Below are 17131 nucleotides of genomic sequence, written 5' to 3'. Positions count from 1 at the left end.
TTTATACAAATGTGTTGATAAAGGGTAAAAAGAGTTTTTCCTGTTTATTGTACCACACATTTGTAAAGAGCACATTTCTTTTTTGTAAATGAAAAATTCATTATTTCGTGAAAAAAATTTCACAGGAATGTTACATTTCTCACAGAAACAGTAAGACTATATGTAGTAACATTTTAATCAAAAGACAACAACATATTGGTGGAGGGTTATAAATGTTACGAAAAAATACACGTGGAGAAGAATTAATGAAAATGTTTGAGACAATTGTCCACGGCAATGAACAAGATTTAATGCAAGAAAACGCAAATGTAGATGGCCGCTCTCCAATGGGAGTAATGGGAACGTTCGCATCTGAGAGTGCGAAATATTATGCAGTAGAAAATTTATTATCAGATCAAGTGAAAAAAGCGATAAATCAAAATATATTATATCCACATGATTTAGATTTTTATGCGACAGGAACGACGACTTGTTCGCAAATTCCGTTAGCACAAATGCTTGCTAACGGTTTTCATACTGGACATGGACATATGAGACGACCGCAAGATATTAAAAGTGCATTGGCCCTTTCTTCTATTATTTTTCAAGCGAATCAAAATATGCAACACGGTGGTCAATCGTTTGCACTCTTTGATATTGATTTAGCTCCCTATGTGAGGAAAACAGTAGAGAGACATAAAAATCGATTACAGTCATATCCGCTTACGAAAGAACAAATAGAGGAATTTGCATGGAAAGAAACAGAAAATGATACGTATCAGGCATGTGAGGCTTTCGTTCATAACTCAAATAGTATGCATAGTAGGGGCGGCGGACAAGTACCGTTTATTTCTATCAATTACGGAACAGATACATCAAAAGAGGGAAGACTGTTAATTAAACAATTGTTAAAAGCGACGCAAGCTGGACTTGGAAAAGGAGAAACACCCATTTTCCCTATTCAAATTTTTAAAATGAAAAAAGGTGTGAACTTTGAAGAATGTGATCCGAACTATGATTTGTTTGAATTAGCATTAGAGACAACCGCAGAGCGATTATTCCCTAACTTTTCATTTTTAGATGCTCCATTTAATGCAGTGCATTATGATGGGCGACCTGAAAGTGAAGTATGTTACATGGGATGTCGCACTCGTGTTATGTCTAATATACATGGAGAAGAAACAGCAATAGGAAGAGGTAATCTGTCGTTTACTTCTATTAATTTAGTGAAATTAGGGCTAATTAGTGGATCGAAAGAAGCGTTTTTTGAAGCGCTAAATTATTACTTAGATTTAGGAATTAAGCAATTATTAGAGAGATTCACGTATCAATGTACGAAGCGAGCGAGAGATTTTAGATTTTTATATTCACAAGGTGTATGGCGTGGTGGAGAAACATTACAGCCTGAAGATTCAGTAGCACCGATTTTAAAGCAAGGGACGTTAAGTATTGGTTTTATCGGCCTTGCAGAATGTTTAGTAGCTTTAACTGGAAAGCATCATGGAGAAGACGAAGAGTCATGGAAACTTGGGTATGAAATCATTTCCTTTATGAGAGAGCGAATGGATAAGGCAACGGAAGAACATCAACTCAATTTTTCTGTAATTGCAACGCCAGCGGAAGGGTTATCTGGAAAGTTTGTAAAGAAAGATAGAGAAGACTTTGGTGAAATTAGTGGTGTGACAAATCATAATTATTATACAAATTCATTCCATGTACCGGTTTATTATGATATTCAAGCGATAAATAAAATTCGTTTAGAAGGACCGTTCCATGCTCTATGTAATGGGGGGCATATTACGTATATTGAGCTAGACGGGACAGCTATGCATAACAAAAAGGCGTTAAAACAAATTGTACAGGCGATGGCAGAGTATGGTGTTGGGTACGGTTCAATTAATCATCCTGTTGATCGTTGTAAGTGCTGCAATTATCACGGAGTTATTGGAAATGAATGTCCGAGCTGTGGAAATGAAGACGAGGCAAATATAGAAAGAATTCGCCGAATAACAGGATATCTTGTAGGAGATATGTCGAAGTGGAATAGTGCGAAACGTAGTGAAGAGAAGGATCGGGTGAAGCATAAATGAAAGTTATGAACATCATTCATGATAGTGTAGTGGATGGAGAAGGATTGCGGACAGTCGTGTTTTTTGCGGGCTGTCCGCATCGTTGTTTAGGCTGCCATAATCCGAAATCGTGGAATATTTGCAATGGAACTGAAATGACAGTAGAAGAAATTGTGAAAGAGATTGAAAGTAATCCATTAACTGATGTAACATTTTCAGGTGGAGATCCATTTTTTCAAGCTTCTGAAGTGAAAAAAGTGGCAAAAGCCGTGAAAGAATTGAAAAAAAATCTATGGATGTATACAGGTTATATGTTAGAAGAGATACAGAGTTCTCAAAATAATGATATGATAGAGTTGTTACATTATGCGGATGTTTTAGTCGATGGAAGATTTGAAATCGAGAAAAGAGATTTAACACTTCCATTTCGCGGAAGCTCCAATCAACGTATTATTCGATTGAAAGAGTAAAAAGGCGGGATAGATTATATGAATAAAACAGTATTGCTAGTTGAAGATGAAAGAAGATTACGTGAAATTGTTAGTGATTATTTTCGTAATGAAGGCTTTGAAGTAATCGAAGCAGAAGATGGAAAAAAAGCGTTAGAATTATTTGCTGAACATACAATTGATTTAATTATGTTAGATATTATGTTACCAGAAATAGATGGATGGTCTGTTTGTAGACGAATTAGAAAAGAATCAGCAGTACCAATTATTATGCTGACAGCACGTTCAGACGAGGATGATACATTACTAGGTTTCGAATTAGGTGCAGATGAGTATGTAACAAAACCTTTTAGCCCGAAAGTACTAGTAGCTCGCGCAAAGACATTATTGAAACGTGCAGATGGTGCAGTAGGAGTAGCTGAAGAAAATGCTATGTCATTAGCAGGGATAGATGTGAATCGACTATCTAGAACTGTTTTAGTAGATGGAGAAGAAATTATATTGACGCATAAGGAGTTCGAGCTTCTCGTTTATTTAATGGAGAACAAAGGAATTGTGTTGTCACGTCAACATTTATTAGATCAGTTATGGGGATATGATTACTACGGTGATGACCGAACGGTTGATACACATATTAAAAAACTGCGAAATAAGCTAGGAGATAAAGCGAAGCATATCGGTACTGTCATTCGAGTGGGTTACAAGTTTGAAGAATAATCATAAAGGTTACTATGCCCTTTAGCTTGAGAATATAGCAAATTTACATTCTCCTTTATAGGTGGAAATGTACAAAAAATACTTTTATTGTCTACTATGGTAGATAAGAGTATTTTTTTAATTGGATTTCACGATGAGTTCACAAGAAGGACACAAAACGTGGCTATACTGAAAATACGAATTCACCAGAGAGGGGAAATAAAACATGGGATATTACGACGGACCAAATTTGAATGAAGAGCATAGTGAAACGAGAGAATTGAAAAAATCAGGCAGTAAAAAAGGATATTTCTTCACAGGTTTAGTGGGAGCTGTAGTCGGGGCGGTTACGATTAGTTTTGCAGCACCTTACATGCCGTGGATGCAAAATAATGAGGCAACAGTTTCATCATTTAATTCAAATCAACAAGTAGAAGGTACGGTAGCTCCTGTATCAAATAAGGTAAAAGGAGAAACTGATTTACCAGGTATGGTTGAAGGTGCAAAGGATGTTGTAGTTGGTGTAATTAATATGCAAAAAGTCGTTGATCCATTTGCGATGCAACAGACAGAACAAGAGCAAACAGCTGGTACAGGATCAGGTGTTATTTATAAAAAAGAAGGAAATAAAGCATATATTGTAACCAATAACCACGTAGTAGATGGTGCAAATAAACTTGCGGTAAAACTGAGCGACGGCAAGCAAGTTGATGCAAAATTAGTTGGTAAGGATCCTTGGTTAGACTTAGCAGTTGTAGAGATTGATGGATCTGCTGTTAATAAAGTTGCAACTTTAGGTGATTCTAGTAAACTTCGTGCTGGTGAAAAAGCGATTGCGATTGGTAACCCGTTAGGATTTGATGGTAGTGTAACGGAAGGTATCATCAGTAGTAAAGAACGTGAAATTCCAGTAGACATTGATGGAGACCAACGTCCAGACTGGCAAGCACAAGTTATTCAAACAGATGCAGCAATTAACCCTGGTAATAGTGGTGGCGCATTATTTAACCAAAACGGTGAATTAATTGGAATTAACTCAAGTAAAATTGCGCAACAAGAAGTTGAAGGGATTGGATTTGCAATTCCAATTAACGTTGCAAAACCAGTTATTGAATCGCTTGAAAAAGATGGAGTAGTGAAACGCCCAGCTCTTGGTGTAGGTGTTGTTTCATTAGAAGATGTGCAAGCTTATGCATTAAACCAATTAAAAGTACCAAAAGAAGTAACAAATGGTGTTGTATTAGGTAAAATTTATCCAGTATCACCGGCAGAAAAAGCTGGTTTAGAACAATATGATATTGTAGTAGCATTAGATGATCAAAAAGTAGAAAATTCACTTCAGTTCCGTAAATATTTATATGAAAAGAAAAAAGTAGGCGAGAAAGTGGAAGTTACATTCTATCGCAACGGTCAAAAAATGACGAAAACAGCTACGTTAGCAGATAACTCAGCTACTAAGAATCAATAATCGGAATAAAAGAAAGTCTCTTTCATGTTGAAAGAGACTTTCTTTATCGGCTATACTAAAGGAATAGGAGGGATTAATTATGACAATTGAAAACCCAACTCGTACGGAAATTGGTGAAGTATTGAAGAAAAGCAAAACAATTGCAGTTGTTGGATTATCAGATAAGCCAGAACGTACATCGTATATGGTTTCAAAAGCAATGCAAGATGCTGGATACCGTATTATTCCAGTAAATCCAACCGTTGATGAAGTGCTTGGCGAAAAGGCAGTTTCTTCGCTAAAGGATATTAAAGAACATGTTGATATTGTAAATGTATTTCGTCGCTCGGAGTTTTTAATGGATGTTGCAAAAGAATTTGTTGAGATTGATGCAGATGTTTTTTGGGCACAATTAGGAGTACAAGATGAAGATACGTACAAACTTTTAAAAGATAAAGACTATACTGTAATAATGGATCGTTGTATTAAAGTAGAACATGCGATGACAAAATAGTTTAGATTGTAAAGGTAGAAAGATTGATTCAGCCCTCTATATGTACAAGCAGGGCCGATGAACGAGGTGTTCATCATGAGATTTTTTAAAGGCTGTTTGTGGGGATTGTTACTCGTTATCCCATTTTGGATATTGATCATTTGGATCATGATAAAGGTTTGGAATGTGTAATCTTGGAATACATATCCATTTCTCGTTGACAAACGATTATTTTTCTGAAATAGTAGCCTAGAGGAATCCTTGTGAAAAAACAAGGATTTTTCTATTGAAAAAGGTATATAAAAGAGATAAGATAACTTGCCAAAACGATAGGTTAGGCGTTATTCTATAATAGAAACATATGTTCTGATTTGATTAGGAAAGGGGCAAGGAGTTTGGCGAAGCATCAGTTCCAATACAATGAAGATGCAATTCAAGTGTTAGAAGGACTTGAAGCCGTTCGAAAACGCCCGGGTATGTATATCGGGAGTACGGATAGCCGTGGATTGCATCATTTAGTATATGAAATAGTAGATAACTCCGTTGACGAAGCGTTAGCGGGATTTGGCGACGAAATTTCTGTCGTAATACATAAAGATAATAGTATTAGTGTTATTGATAAAGGGCGAGGAATGCCTACGGGAATGCATAAACTTGGGAAACCTACACCTGAAGTTATATTAACTGTACTTCATGCTGGTGGTAAGTTTGGACAAGGTGGCTATAAAACAAGTGGTGGTTTACACGGTGTTGGGGCATCAGTTGTAAACGCATTATCAGAATGGCTAGTCGTAACGATTAAGCGTGATGGTAACGTTTATGAACAACGCTTTGAAAATGGTGGTATCCCTGCAACGACGTTAGAGAAAATCGGGAAAACGAAAGAATCTGGTACAACGATGCACTTTAAACCAGATACAACGATTTTCAGTACAACAAATTACAATTATGAAACATTATGTGAGAGATTACGCGAATCAGCATTCTTATTAAAAGGAATGAAGATTTCAATAAAAGACGAACGAAATGATTTAGAAGATGTATTTCATTATGAAACAGGAATTGAAGCTTTCGTTTCATATTTAAACGAAGAAAAAGATTCCATTCATCCAGTTGTATACTTCACTGGTGAACAAAATGGGATTGAAGCAGAACTAGCATTTCAATTTAACGATGGTTACTCAGAAAACATTCTTTCGTTTGTAAATAACGTACGTACAAAAGATGGCGGAACACACGAAGCGGGATTTAAGACAGCGATGACACGTGTGTTTAATGAGTATGCTCGTAAAGTTTCACTATTAAAAGAAAAAGATAAAAACTTAGAAGGTACAGATATTCGTGAAGGTGTAGCAGCTATTGTTTCTGTACGTGTACCAGAAGAAGTACTTCAGTTTGAAGGACAGACAAAAGGAAAACTAGGTACAAGTGAAGCTCGTTCTTCAATTGATGCAATTGTATCAGAGCATTTAGCTTACTTTTTAGAAGAAAACCCGGATGTAGCTACACTTCTTGTGAGAAAGGCAGTTAAAGCAGCGCAAGCACGTGAGGCTGCTCGTAAAGCGAGAGAAGAAGCACGTAGTGGTAAGAAGAAGAAAAAATCAGAAGGTACTTTAAGCGGGAAGTTAACGCCTGCACAATCACGTAATCCGCAAAAAAATGAATTATATTTAGTAGAGGGTGACTCTGCTGGTGGTTCTGCAAAGCAAGGACGAGACCGACGTTTTCAGGCGGTATTACCATTACGTGGTAAAGTAATTAATACAGAAAAAGCAAAACTTGCTGATATCTTTAAAAATGAAGAGATTAATACAATCATTTATGCGATTGGCGGCGGCGTAGGAAATGAATTTGATGTTGAAGATATTAACTACGATAAAGTTGTAATTATGACTGATGCCGATACAGATGGAGCACATATTCAAGTATTGTTACTAACGTTCTTCTACAGATATATGAAACCACTTATCGAAGCTGGTAAAGTATTTATCGCACTGCCTCCTTTATACAAAGTAAGTAAAGGTAAGGGAAAGAGTGAAGTTATTGAATACGCATGGTCAGATGAAGAATTAGATGGTGTAACGAAAAAAGTTGGAAAAGGCTATATGTTACAGCGTTATAAAGGACTTGGTGAAATGAATGCGGATCAATTATGGGAAACAACTATGAATCCTGAAACACGTACATTAATTCGCGTGAAAATTGATGATGCAGCAAGAGCGGAACGCCGCGTTACAACGTTAATGGGCGATAAAGTAGAACCTCGTCGTAAATGGATCGAACGCAACGTACAATTCGGTATGCAAGAAGAGGGTAATATTTTAGAAAATGAAATGATAATGGAGACGGAGGTGGAATAACATGCAAGCAGAGAAGTTTCATGACCTCCCGCTTGAAGACGTGTTAGGTGACCGCTTTGCACGTTATAGTAAATATATAATTCAAGACCGAGCGCTTCCAGATGCGCGTGACGGTTTAAAACCGGTACAAAGACGTATTTTATACTCTATGTATGTAGAAGGAAACGTACATGATAAAGCGTTTCGTAAATCAGCTAAAACAGTAGGTAACGTTATCGGTAATTATCATCCACATGGTGATTCCTCTGTATATGAGGCGATGGTACGTTTAAGTCAAACTTGGAAAGTGCGTAATGTTTTAGTTGAAATGCATGGTAATAATGGTAGTGTTGATGGGGATCCAGCAGCGGCAATGCGTTATACAGAAGCGCGTTTATCGCCAATCGCATCGGAGTTATTACGTGATTTAGATAAAGAAACAGTAGAATTCGTGTCAAACTTTGATGATACGAGTGAAGAACCAGTTGTATTACCAGCAGCGTTCCCGAACTTATTAGTGAACGGATCTACAGGAATTTCTGCTGGTTATGCAACAGAAATTCCTCCGCATCATCTTGGAGAAGTTATTGATGCGACAATGATGCGTATTGATAAGCCAAATAGTACTGTTGATGATTTATTAACAGTTATTAAAGGACCAGATTTCCCAACAGGCGGTATTATTCAAGGGATTGATGGGATTAAAAAGGCGTATGAAACAGGTAAAGGTAAAATTATTATTCGCGGAAAAGCAGAAGTTGAAATGATGCGCGGTGGTGGTAAACAGCAAATCGTAATCACTGAGATTCCTTATGAAGTGAATAAAGCAAACCTTGTTAAGAAAATGGATGAATTACGTCTAGATAAAAAATTAGATGGAATCGCTGAAGTTCGTGACGAGACGGATCGTACAGGTCTTCGTATTGTTGTAGAATTAAAAAAAGAAGCAAACGCTGAAGGAATTTTAAATTATTTATATAAAAATACAGATTTACAAATCCCATATAATTTTAATATGGTAGCGATCAATAATCGCCGTCCAACACTTATGACATTACCTAAGATTTTGGATGCATATATTGGACATCAAAAAGAAGTCATTACGAGACGTTCACAATATGAATTACGAAAAGCAGAAAATCGTCAACATATTGTAGAAGGTTTAAAGAAAGCATTATCGATTTTAGACCAAGTAATCGAGACAATCCGTGCTTCAAAAGATAAGCGTAATGCGAAAGATAATTTAAGTGCAAAATTTGGTTTTACAGAAGCGCAATCGGAAGCAATTGTATCCCTGCAATTATATCGTTTAACAAATACAGATATTACAGCATTAGAACAAGAGGCGGATGAGCTTAATAAGAAAATTATAGAGTTACAGTCGATTTTACAAAGTGAAAAAAGATTACTTCAAGTAATTAAAACTGATTTAAAGAGAGTTAAGAAAACATATAGTGATGATCGCCGCGCTATTATTGAAGAACAAATTGAGGAAATTAAAATAGATGTGGAAGTGATGATTCCACAAGAAGATGTCATCGTTACTGTAACGAAAGAAGGATATGTGAAACGTACTGGATGGCGCTCGCATAATGCCTCAAACGGAAAAGACTTCGGTATGAAAGAGGGTGACATCTTACTCGAACGCTTTGATACAAATACGACAGAGACAGTCCTCTTATTTACGAATAAAGGTAACTATATATATCTTCCAGTATACGAAATGCCAGATATTCGTTGGAAAGATTTAGGTCAGCACGTTGCTAACATTGTTTCACTCGACCGAGATGAAACGATCATTTGGGCAACTGTCGTACCGAACTTTGAAGAAGAAAAACGATTTATCGTATTTGTAACACGAAATGGCATGATAAAGAAAACAGAATTAAATCAATATAAAGTACAGCGCTATTCAAGAGCGTTCGTCGCTGTAAACTTGAAAAAAGATGATGAAGTTGTCGATATATTTGCAACAGATGGAACGAGTGATATTGTTCTTGCGACACATGGTGCATATGCACTGATTTTCCATGAAGATGAAGTAAGCCCAGTTGGTGTAAGAGCTGCTGGTGTAAAAGCGATTAATTTAAAAGAAGACGATTATGTCGCTTCTGGTAAACCGTTAAACGGTGAAAAAGACCAACTTATACTTGTAACGCAGCGTGGTGCTGTTAAACGAATAAAGGCGTCAGAAATTGAAAAATCAACGAGGGCGAAACGAGGTCTTGTTATTTTCAAAGAGTTAAAACGTAATCCGTACCGTATTGTCGGTATTGAAATTGTTCGGGACGATGAATTAATTTACATGAAGACAGAGAAACACATTGTAGAAGAAATTGATCCAAAAGCGTATCGAAATAAGGACAGGTATAGTAACGGTAGTTTAGTGCTAGATGTTAATGATACTGGTGAAGTAGTAGAAACGTGGACAAAGAAAAGACCAGAATAGAAGAAGCATCTTGCTATGAATAGTAGCAAGGTGCTTTTTGCTAGGCAAATTATTATGTATTAAAAAATAATCTTGTTATAATATTGAAGTGAAATCGTTCTCATAAATGGAGGGGCACATGAAAAAAATAGGTGTAGGGATTGTAGGGTTTGGATTTTCTAGTACAACATTTCACATCCCATTATTACAAACGATAGAAGAATATGATATTCGTGCTATTTTATCATCAAAAGAAGAAGTGGTGAAACAAGCATTACCAAATGCTGACGTTGTTGGCACAATTGAAGAATTAGTGAAACGAGCTGATATTGAATTAGTTGTCATCACTTCACCGAATACAACTCATTTTCCATATGTAAAAGAAGCGATTTTACATGGTAAGCATGTAGTTGTGGAGAAACCATTTGTTGTTTCAATTGAAGAAGGGGAAGAACTTATTTCATTAGCAGAGCGACATAATGTTGTGTTAAGTGTATATCACAATCGTCGTTTTGATAATGATTTCTTAACGATAAAGAAATTGTTAGAAGAAAAAAGAATAGGAAATGTATACGCATACGAAGCGCATTTCGATCGTTTCCGCCCACATGTACGCGATCGCTGGCGAGAAAAGAATTTACCAGGTTCAGGTATATTATATGATTTAGGATCGCATTTAATTGACCAAGCGTTATCGTTATTTGGGAAACCGGATGCGATAAGTGCAGATGTAATAAAACAGCGACCAGATGCAGAGATTGATGACTATTTCCACGTTGTACTACATTATGGCGTTAAGCGTGTCATTTTACATAGTAGCAGTTACGTGAAACAAGCAGGACCGCATTTTACAGTACATGGAGATAAAGGATCAATCGTGAAATACGGTATGGATTCACAAGAAGAGCAGTTAAAGAATGGAATGAAGCCGGGGGATAACGGTTATGGAGTAGACGTTGAAGAGAATTTTGCTACTTTAGAAACAGAAGAAAGATTGGAGCGCATTCCAACAGAAGCCGGCTGCTATGACATGTATTATAAAGGTGTAAGAGATAGTATTGTAAATGGCGAAAAATTACCCGTAACAGCACAAGAAGGTTTAGATGTTATTAAACTGATTCAATTAGCGATTGAAAGTAGTGAAACAGGTAAAGTCATTTCTGTAAAATAAAAAAGACACGAATTTCGTGTCTTTTTTATTTTGCGTGCCCAGCTAAGCTGGGCACTGCTTGCTGGTGAAAGTCCAGCCTAGGTAAGAGCCAAGTCGCCTAGTAGCTGACAGGCAGCTGGTGGAGAAATCCTAAGGTTGAAGCCCTGTGACAAAGTAACTTCTACTAGAAGTGCGAGCGAATCAACAGACCGTAACATAAAGTGAACCTTGCCGCCTCGTTAAAAGAAACCTAGCGATAGGACAAAGGGAAGTCGAGCCTGGAGAATATAGGCGAAGACCATGGAAGATGTGAAGAACTTGGAAATACGACATCGAAGAATCCCTCGGGGTAAGGAGGGCGGTATGTTGAGAAAGTAGTGTCTGGAACTGGGGAGACCCTCCTTTGCCCTTTCTTTCAGAAAGGAGAGGGGAAACCTATAAGCATATGCGAAATGGTGGACTGTAAAGAGGGAGTCGGAGGAGGTCATAGTACTGAATATCATAACGACAACACAACGTTATGTAGGGAAGGACCTCTACTTTGTTCATAAGTTGGAAGGAGGTAAGAGTGAGTGAATGCTGGAAAACTAGCTAACTACACCGATGTAAAAGCTCAAGAACTTTGGAAGACTTTATATCTTTGTGCCAAAGAAAGTTCAAGTCGTAGGTTTCACGCGTTGTATGACAAAATATATCGTCCTGACATATTGGTTGAAGCATGGAGAAGGGTAAAACGGAATCAAGGGAGCGGTGGAATTGATGGACAGACGATTGAAGAAATCGTGTATCAATATGGAGAACGAAACTTTCTCAATGAATTATATATAGAATTGAAAAGTAAATCCTACCATCCACAAGCTGTAAGAAGAACGTATATTCCAAAAGGTGATGGGAAACAAAGACCACTTGGAATTCCCACGATCAAAGATAGGGTTGTACAAATGGCAACGAAATTGGTGATAGAACCTATCTTTGAAGCTGATTTTCAAGAATGTTCGTATGGATTTCGCCCGAAACGAAACGCACATCAAGCGATATCGAAGATACGGAAAGCGAGTAAAACATCTCACTGGATTGTAGATGTGGACATACAAGGATACTTTGACAATATTAATCATGACAAATTAATGAGGCTTCTAGAAAGAAGAATCAGTGACCGAAGAGTGTTGAAACTCATTAGAAAATGGTTGGAAGCGGGAATCATGGAACATGCGCAATTTCATGAAACGACAGTAGGTACACCACAAGGTGGCGTGATATCTCCTTTACTTTCTAATATATATTTAAACTATATGGATACCATTTGGGAAAAGAAGTGTAAACATCTTGGGGAACTGATTCGATATGCCGATGACTTTGTCATCGTATGTCAAACAAAACAACAAGCACTAGAGAGTATTCAGATACTACAATCTATTATGAATAAATTAGAACTTACAATCCATACAGAAAAGTCGAAGTTAGTGAATACGTGGGATGGAAACGAGGGATTTGATTTTCTAGGATTTCACCACCGAAAATACCCTAAACATGTAAAAGGCGGGAAGAAAGTGTATGTGATGGCACATATTCCGAGCCAGAAAGCCATGAAGAAAATGCGGGAACGCATTAAAAGATACACAGAGCCGAGGAACAAACTGTATTTACAATTGGAAGAGATGGTGAAAGGTTTAAATAGAATTCTGCAAGGGTTCAAAAAATTATTATAGCTTATCTTCAATTGGACAGAAGTGGCTCGGTAAAATAGATTGGTACGTCTTAGAACGGCTTAACCTTTTCTGGAATAAGAAAAGAAATGTTCGAAAGAAACATGGTCATATCAAGGGTTTGATGAAGAAAACAACATACACACTCGTGAAAGTAGGAAGCTAGAACAAGCTGAAAGCCAAAGAAGGAAGAACATCGGAAAGCCGTATGAGGGAAAACCTCACGTACGGTTTGATGAGGGGAGGCTGAAACAGAAAAGAGATGGCAAAGCCATCCCTAAAGAAATTTAATCTGTTTCAGTTTTCTACTCTACTGTGGAACAGAAAGACCATAAAAAAACATTGTAACTATATCTTGTATATGCTTTTCTCGATCTCTTTCAAGAAGTTTTGCTCCGAAATCATCACCTAATTTAGTGAACATTTGAATGTAAAGTAACATCATTTCTTTTGAAAGGTGAGGATTTATTTCATTTTTACGCTGAGCTCGTTCTAATATTTCTAAATACCAGGGCAGGATTTTTTCGTTTTGATAACGATAAATAAACTCTCGGAGCGCTTCGTCTTTTTGCATCATTTGTAACAACATATCGGGCTGAAATAACCCACCAGTTTCCATTTTTCTAATAATCATTTTTTGCATCATTTCGTGAAAAGGTATATCTTCAGCTGCTAATTCTTTATAGTAATGGAATTCGTTCTCTACAAATTCTTGTATAAGCTCTCTAAATAAAGCATCTTTACTTCCAAAATGATTATAAATTGTAACTTGAGAAACGTTTGCTTCTTTTGCAATATCTTCTATTTTCACTTCATTAAATCCACGTTCTGAAAATAAAACGAAGGCTGCTTTTTTAATGGCACGTTTTTTCTTTTCTTTCACTTTTTCAAAACCGTTCAATGCAATCACCTCAATTAAAATATACAAGAAAATGTAGGTGAAAACAACATTTTTGAAATATGGACATATAAATATTTCAAAAAGTTGTTGCGAATATGAAAGATGAGGAGTACAATAATTTTGAAATATCATGAATAAAATATTTCAAAAAATGAGGTGGAATTATGATTTCAGTTCAAGATGTCACAAAACAATTTTCAAATGGAAAAGGTTTGTTTCATATTACATTTGATGTGAAAGAAGGGGAAGTATTCGGTTACTTAGGACCGAATGGTGCTGGGAAATCAACAACGATTCGTAATTTAATGGGGTTTATAAAACCGACATCAGGTAAAGCGACAATTTTCGGATTAGATTGTTGGAATGAAGCAGCGAAAATTCAAAGAGAAGTTGGCTATCTACCAGGAGAAATTTCTTTTATTGAAGGAATGAATGGATTAGAGTTTTTAAAGTTAATGCAAGGAATGCGTGGGCTAAAGGATACGAAAAGACGAGATGAACTAATAGAACGTCTGCAATTTGATGTGAAAACACCGATTCGAAAAATGTCTAAAGGGATGAAGCAAAAAGTAGGGATTGTCGCTGCATTTATGCACGATCCAGAAGTACTAATCTTAGATGAACCGACATCAGGGCTCGATCCACTTATGCAACAAGTGTTTATAGATTTAATACTAGAGGAAAAGCAAAGAGGGAAAACGATTCTTATGTCCTCACATATTTTTACTGAAATTGAGAGAACGTGTGATAGAGTAGCGATTATTAAAGACGGTCGCCTTGTAACGGTTGAAAATATTCATGATTTACAAGGAATGAGACGACAGGTGATAGATGTAACAGTATCATCTCAAGAGGAAATACTGTCACTTACACAATCAAATTTACAATTCGAGGCTGTGAAAGGGAAAACAGCATCAATTATTGTGCAAGGAAACTATCAAACTGTTTTACAAATACTTTCAAATTATAATGTAACTGCACTTCAAACGAGAGCGACTGATTTAGAACATTTATTTATGCATTATTACGATAAGAAAGAAGGGATAAAGCATGAATAAGCAATTGTTTTTAGCTAGTTTGAAAGAAACGCAAAAAAGTATTTTGAGTTATGCGACTGGTGCCGCTCTATATTTATGGTTATTAATTTGGATATTCCCGTCAATGGTTTCAGCGAAAGGTTTAAATGAATTAATAAGTGCTATGCCTGATAGTGTGAAAAAAATTGTTGGTATGGAAAGTCCGATTCAAAACGTAATGGATTTTTTAGCTGGTGAATATTATAGTCTATTGTTTATTATTATTTTAACAATTTTTTGCGTAACAGTTGCGACACATTTAATTGCTCGTCATGTAGATAAAGGAGCGATGGCATACTTGTTAGCGACGCCTATATCTAGAGTGAGAATTGCCATTACGCAAGCGGCTGTTCTTATATTGGGATTATTAATCATTGTCTTTGTTACGTATGTAGCGGGTATATTAGGTGCAGAATGGTTTTTAAAAGATAATAACTTAAATAAAGAATTGTTTTTGAAGATAAATGTAGTCGGAGGGCTCATATTTTTAGTAGTTAGTGCATATTCATTTTTCTTTTCTTGCATATGTAATGATGAAAGAAAGGCACTGAGTTATTCAGCAAGTTTAACAATTTTATTTTTCGTATTAGATATGGTAGGTAAATTAAGCGATAAGTTAGAGTGGATGAGAAGTCTATCATTATTTACGCTGTTTCGTCCGAAAGAAATTGCTGAAGGAACGTATAGTATATGGCCAGTAAGTATAGGCTTAACTGCTGGAGCGATTTGTATCTTTATACTAGCAATTGTAGTATTTAGGAAGAGAGATTTACCGTTATAAAGTAGAAAGTCCACTGAAAAGGTGGGCTTTTTTGTTTAATAGTATATCATTTATGATTAATTGTTATATACTATTTAAAATTTATCCATAATAGTGTAACATAATAAAGGGGTTCAAGTTAAATAGCAAGGGGGCAATTACATAAAATAAAGGATTGTCAATGATTGAAATCGTATGGGAGAAATGAAAAAACAGGGGAGTATTTAAAAATGAGGATTGCAAAGAATTTAACATTCCAAGTTATTGTGGCAATTATTTGTGGTATTACAGTAGGTGCAATTTGGCCAAGCGTCGGACAACAAATGAAGCCAATTGGTGAGACGTTTATTAATATGATTAAAATGGTCATTGCACCAATAATCTTTTTAACAATTGTACTTGGTATTGCAAGTATGGGTAGTATGAAAAAGGTAGGACGCGTTGGTGGGAAAGCGTTATTATATTTTGAGATTGTTACAACTTTCGCTCTTGTTATTGGTATTATTGTAGCGAATGTCGTACGCCCTGGGGATGGATTAGATCCTTCAAAATTACAGGGTGGAGATGTTTCGCAATATGTCCAAACAGGGCAAGAAATGCAGTGGATGGACTTCTTTTTACATATCGTTCCTTCTAATATGTTTGAGGCATTTGCTAAAGGGGATATTTTACAAGTGTTATTCTTCTCCATTTTATTTGGTGCAGGGTTAACGATGCTTGGAAAAAATGGACAACCTGTTATCGATTTTTTTGATAGATTGTCGAAAGTGTTCTTTAACATATTATCGATTGTTATGAAATTGGCACCAATTGGGGCATTTGGCGGAATGGCTTTTACAATTGGTAAGTATGGTATAAGTACGTTAATACCACTTGGTAAATTAATGATTTGTGTATATGCGACAATGGCATTATTTGTTTTTATCGTTTTAAATTTTATTTGTAAATTGTATAAATTTAGCTTGTGGAAATATTTAGCGCATATTAAAGAAGAAATACTCATTGTTCTAGGTACATCATCATCAGAATCTGTACTGCCGCGTATGATGACAAAAATGGAAGACTTCGGGTGTTCAAAGCCGGTAGTAGGTTTAGTTATTCCAACGGGCTACTCTTTTAACTTAGATGGAACGACAATTTATTTATCAATGGCAACCATATTTTTAGCACAAGTTTTTCACGTCGATCTTTCACTAGGTCAACAATTAACTATAATAGCTATTTTGTTAGTTACATCTAAAGGTGCAGCAGCAGTAACAGGTGGAGGATTTATTGTACTAGCATCTACGTTATCTGCACTGAATGTTATCCCATTAGAAGGGCTAGCACTTTTACTTGGGGTTGATCGTTTCATGTCAGAAGCACGTGCTATCGTTAATTTAATTGGTAACGGTATTGCGACTGTAGTTGTTGCAAAAAGTGAAAATGAATTTAATGAAGAGAAGTATACGAGCGTAGTAGAAGAAATGAAAAGAGAGAAAATGGCCGGATAAAAAGTCAGCATTGCTGGCTTTTTTGTTTTTGTAGGAAAGATGTTTTTTGTATACACTAAGTATTAACAACTAGTAATGAAATGAATAAGATGAATGTTATTAAGTCAACACATGTGTATGAATGAGAAAAAAAGGTTTGAACAAT

At 36.2% G+C, this 17131-nt stretch carries 13 protein-coding genes; 12 read left to right on the top strand and 1 reads right to left on the bottom strand.

Annotated elements, in window-relative coordinates; genetic code table 11:
- Nucleotides 1-212 precede the first annotated feature (212 nt).
- The 9 genes from COI75_RS21780 to ltrA all read left to right on the top strand — a co-directional run bounded on the left by COI75_RS21780 (nt 213) and on the right by ltrA (nt 12759).
- Nucleotides 213-2069 carry an anaerobic ribonucleoside triphosphate reductase gene (locus COI75_RS21780; protein ID WP_000944855.1) on the top strand — a complete coding sequence of 619 codons (1857 nt, stop codon included), beginning with the start codon at nt 213-215 and terminating at the stop codon, nt 2067-2069.
- A complete protein-coding gene (nrdG, locus tag COI75_RS21775) occupies nt 2066-2518 on the top strand; it encodes an anaerobic ribonucleoside-triphosphate reductase activating protein (RefSeq protein ID WP_000867070.1) in 453 nt (150 codons plus the stop codon). Before COI75_RS21780 ends, nrdG begins: the two co-directional genes overlap by 4 nt.
- 18 nt (nt 2519-2536) lie before the next feature.
- The gene (locus COI75_RS21770; protein WP_001044687.1) at nt 2537-3214 is read left to right on the top strand and encodes a response regulator transcription factor; all 678 of its coding nucleotides are present in this window, start codon (nt 2537-2539) and stop codon (nt 3212-3214) included.
- A 205-nt stretch (nt 3215-3419) separates the two neighbouring features.
- Nucleotides 3420-4661: a S1C family serine protease gene (locus COI75_RS21765; protein WP_000542625.1), complete on the top strand. Its 1242-nt coding sequence runs from the start codon at nt 3420-3422 to the stop codon at nt 4659-4661.
- 79 nt (nt 4662-4740) lie between these two features.
- Complete coding sequence (locus tag COI75_RS21760; protein WP_000151388.1) at nt 4741-5154, top strand: CoA-binding protein; 414 nt, start codon at nt 4741-4743, stop codon at nt 5152-5154.
- Nucleotides 5155-5528: 374 nt separating this feature from the next.
- Nucleotides 5529-7493 carry a DNA topoisomerase IV subunit B gene (gene parE / locus COI75_RS21750; protein ID WP_001062209.1) on the top strand — a complete coding sequence of 655 codons (1965 nt, stop codon included), beginning with the start codon at nt 5529-5531 and terminating at the stop codon, nt 7491-7493.
- Nucleotide 7494: 1 nt separating this feature from the next.
- Nucleotides 7495-9921 carry a DNA topoisomerase IV subunit A gene (gene parC / locus COI75_RS21745; protein ID WP_001147459.1) on the top strand — a complete coding sequence of 809 codons (2427 nt, stop codon included), beginning with the start codon at nt 7495-7497 and terminating at the stop codon, nt 9919-9921.
- 118 nt (nt 9922-10039) lie between these two features.
- Nucleotides 10040-11071: an oxidoreductase gene (locus COI75_RS21740; protein WP_000719734.1), complete on the top strand. Its 1032-nt coding sequence runs from the start codon at nt 10040-10042 to the stop codon at nt 11069-11071.
- A 551-nt stretch (nt 11072-11622) separates the two neighbouring features.
- Nucleotides 11623-12759, top strand: a complete 1137-nt coding sequence (gene ltrA, locus COI75_RS21730) for a group II intron reverse transcriptase/maturase (protein WP_002095422.1) — start codon at nt 11623-11625, stop codon at nt 12757-12759.
- A gap of 307 nt (nt 12760-13066) precedes the next feature.
- On the opposite strand, the gene COI75_RS21725 is transcribed toward ltrA, so the two are convergent.
- A complete protein-coding gene (locus COI75_RS21725; RefSeq protein WP_170958505.1) occupies nt 13067-13666 on the bottom strand; it encodes a TetR/AcrR family transcriptional regulator in 600 nt (199 codons plus the stop codon).
- Between the two features lie 155 nt (nt 13667-13821).
- Here COI75_RS21725 and COI75_RS21720 point away from each other — a divergent pair, with 155 nt between their 5' ends.
- The 3 genes from COI75_RS21720 (at nt 13822) to COI75_RS21710 (ending at nt 16986) form a co-directional block, all read left to right on the top strand.
- Complete coding sequence (locus COI75_RS21720; RefSeq protein ID WP_000626575.1) at nt 13822-14715, top strand: ABC transporter ATP-binding protein; 894 nt, start codon at nt 13822-13824, stop codon at nt 14713-14715.
- On the top strand, nt 14708-15514 hold the full coding sequence (locus tag COI75_RS21715; RefSeq protein WP_001041442.1) for an ABC transporter permease subunit: 807 nt from the start codon (nt 14708-14710) through the stop codon (nt 15512-15514). Before COI75_RS21720 ends, COI75_RS21715 begins: the two co-directional genes overlap by 8 nt.
- A gap of 209 nt (nt 15515-15723) precedes the next feature.
- Nucleotides 15724-16986: a dicarboxylate/amino acid:cation symporter gene (locus COI75_RS21710; protein WP_002095423.1), complete on the top strand. Its 1263-nt coding sequence runs from the start codon at nt 15724-15726 to the stop codon at nt 16984-16986.
- The last annotated feature ends 145 nt before the right edge of the window (nt 16987-17131 follow it).

The sequence above is a fragment of the Bacillus cereus genome, from assembly GCF_002564555.1.
In the GTDB taxonomy this organism is placed as follows: domain Bacteria; phylum Bacillota; class Bacilli; order Bacillales; family Bacillaceae_G; genus Bacillus_A; species Bacillus_A cereus_K.
Note: the sequence above shows the minus strand (reverse complement) of the source record. Positions and strands in the feature narration are given on the sequence as shown.

Bases quoted from the DNA above. Each gene is read 5' to 3' on its own strand.
- COI75_RS21720 (WP_000626575.1), top strand. From the start codon at position 13,822: ATGATTTCAGTTCAAGATGTCACAAAACAATTTTCAAATGGAAAAGGT.
- COI75_RS21710 (WP_002095423.1), top strand. From the start codon at position 15,724: ATGAGGATTGCAAAGAATTTAACATTCCAAGTTATTGTGGCAATTATT.
- nrdG (WP_000867070.1), top strand. From the start codon at position 2,066: ATGAAAGTTATGAACATCATTCATGATAGTGTAGTGGATGGAGAAGGA.
- COI75_RS21780 (WP_000944855.1), top strand. From the start codon at position 213: ATGTTACGAAAAAATACACGTGGAGAAGAATTAATGAAAATGTTTGAG.
- COI75_RS21715 (WP_001041442.1), top strand. From the start codon at position 14,708: ATGAATAAGCAATTGTTTTTAGCTAGTTTGAAAGAAACGCAAAAAAGT.
- COI75_RS21740 (WP_000719734.1), top strand. From the start codon at position 10,040: ATGAAAAAAATAGGTGTAGGGATTGTAGGGTTTGGATTTTCTAGTACA.
- COI75_RS21765 (WP_000542625.1), top strand. From the start codon at position 3,420: ATGGGATATTACGACGGACCAAATTTGAATGAAGAGCATAGTGAAACG.
- parC (WP_001147459.1), top strand. From the start codon at position 7,495: ATGCAAGCAGAGAAGTTTCATGACCTCCCGCTTGAAGACGTGTTAGGT.
- COI75_RS21760 (WP_000151388.1), top strand. From the start codon at position 4,741: ATGACAATTGAAAACCCAACTCGTACGGAAATTGGTGAAGTATTGAAG.
- COI75_RS21770 (WP_001044687.1), top strand. From the start codon at position 2,537: ATGAATAAAACAGTATTGCTAGTTGAAGATGAAAGAAGATTACGTGAA.